Here is a 2,205-nt window from a genome sequence, read left to right as displayed (position 1 = left end):
CGCCGTCATGGAAGACAACGACGCCTACCGCCTGCGCATCCAGGAAGCGCCGGACGGCCTGTCCGTAGCCGGCCCGAAGGCGTCGTATGAATTTCACGCGCGCAGCAGCGACGGCCGCGTCAAGGACGCAAGCGCCACCAGCCCTGCGCCGGCCAGCGTCACCGTCACGGTGCTGGCCAACAATGACACCGGAATCGGCGGCGCCGAACTCTTGGCCACCGTGGCGCGCGCACTCAACGCCGAGGACGTGCGCCCCCTGGGCGACCGCCTGACGGTGCAGGCCGCCCAGGTCATCGACTACCAGATCGAGGCCACCTTGTTTATCGGCGTCGGCCCGGAAGTGCCGATTCTGCTGGATGCCGCGCGCGCCAACGCCGCGCGCGTGTCGCAGCCGCGCCGCCCCCTGGGCCACAGCATCTACCGGTCCGCCTGCAGCGCCGCCGTCCACGTCGAGGGCGTGCGCAAGGTCGTCTTGACCAGCCCGGCGGCGGATATCGAACTGAACGCCACCCAGGCCGCGCGCTGCACGGCCATCAAGCTCAATGTGGTGGTGCTCGATGAATAAGACCGTGCCGACCCTGCCGCCCAACACCACGGCGCTGGAGCGCGCCATTGCCGTCGCTTGCGCCGAGCTGGTCAACGTGCCCGTGCCGCTACGCGAGCTGTGGAACGCCGACCGCTGCCCGGTCGCCCTGCTGCCGTTCCTGGCCTGGGCCTGTTCCGTCGACCGCTGGGACGACGCCTGGCCCGAATCGATCAAGCGCGGCACGATCAAGGCGTCGTACTTCGTCCACAAGCACAAGGGCACGATTGCCGCCGTGCGCCGCGTGGTCGAGTCCCTGGGCTATCTGATCCGCATCACCGAATGGTGGCAGACCACGCCACCGGGCGTACCGGGCACCTTCCGCCTCGACGTCGGCGTGCTGGACTCGGGCATCACGGACGCCATGTTTCAGGAAATGGAACGCCTGATTGCCGACGCCAAGCCCGTCAGCCGGCATTTGACGGGTCTGGCGCTGTATCTGGAAACCCGTGGCCAGGTGCAGGTCGGCCTGGCTGCCTACCACGGCGATGCGATGACGGTCTATCCGTGGATCGCCGAACAAATCGAAGTGCGCGGCACGCTGTTACAAAGCGGCGCACCCCATACCATTGACACCATGACCATCTATCCATGAGCACATACTTTGCCATTCTGACGCAGGTGGGCGAGGCCAAGCTGGCCAACGCCATCGCCCTGGGCCAAACCCTGAAACTGAAAAAAATGGGCGTGGGCGACGGCAACGGCGCCCTGCCGATCCCGGACCGCTTGCAAAAGACGCTCGTGCATGAAGTGCGCCGGGCAGACCTGAACCAGTTAGCCATCGACCCGGCCAACGCCAGCCAGATCATCGTCGAGCAAGTCTTGCCCGAGGACGTGGGCGGCTGGTGGCTGCGCGAAATCGGCATCTACGACGAGGCGGGCGACCTGTGCGCCGTGGCCAACTGCCCGCCCAGCTACAAGCCACTGATGGCCGAGGGTAGCGGGCGCACGCAGGTGGTGCGCGTGGTGCTGATCGTCGCCAGCACGGCCGCCATCGAACTGAAAATCGACCCGTCCGTTGTGCTGGCCACGCGCCAGTATGCCGATCAGCAAGATATAGAAGTGCGCGCCTATGCCGACAAGCAACTGGCCCTGCACCTGGCGGCGCTGGACCCGCATCCCCAGTACAGCATGAAGGAAGTGGAGACACGGCCAATGTTCGACGCATCAAAAAAGCTGGTCAATGCTGCTTTTGTACAGCAGGAACAGGGCAATATCGTGGCATCCGGCGCAGTATCGGCGTCGCGCAGCTTGACCGACGAGGACATCGGCAAATGCCTGTATTTTTCTGCCGACAACGTGGTGTTCACGCTTCCCAAACCGAGCGACCTGGGCATCACGACCAATTCCGGCCGCTGTATTCACTTCTTCGGCCTGGCCGGAAAAACGGGACGCCTTGCTCCCGCCCCCGGCGCCTCGCTCAATGCCGATGTGTCCGGCGTGACTGGCATGGACATCAAATCCGGCCAGTCCATCACCCTTGCCGCCATTGCCGACAGCGTATGGCAAGTCATCGACACGACTGCAGAAATGTGGCGTAACGCCGATTTCCTCACGTCCATTGCCAGCGCAGGCGTGAGTTCCTGCCAGGCATCGCCCGGCGGCATCATGTGCCAGACAGC

General features: G+C 64.9%; 3 protein-coding genes. All 3 read left to right on the top strand.

From position 1 onward, the window contains the following. Positions 1–565: baseplate assembly protein (locus tag SJI03_RS28695; RefSeq protein WP_322429441.1), on the top strand; the 565-nt coding region annotated here is incomplete at its 5' end. Further along, positions 558–1,178 (top strand): phage tail protein I, encoded by a 621-nt coding sequence (locus SJI03_RS28690; protein WP_322429440.1) that lies wholly within the window; start codon positions 558–560, stop codon positions 1,176–1,178. The genes SJI03_RS28695 and SJI03_RS28690, both read left to right, overlap by 8 nt. Beyond that, on the top strand, positions 1,175–2,205 hold a 1,031-nt coding region (locus SJI03_RS28685), incomplete at its 3' end, for a phage tail protein (protein WP_322429439.1). The genes SJI03_RS28690 and SJI03_RS28685, both read left to right, overlap by 4 nt.

This window comes from Janthinobacterium sp. GMG1 (genome assembly GCF_034427795.1).
Lineage (GTDB): Bacteria > Pseudomonadota > Gammaproteobacteria > Burkholderiales > Burkholderiaceae_D > Janthinobacterium.
This window is presented reverse-complemented; position numbering and strand designations above follow the sequence as displayed.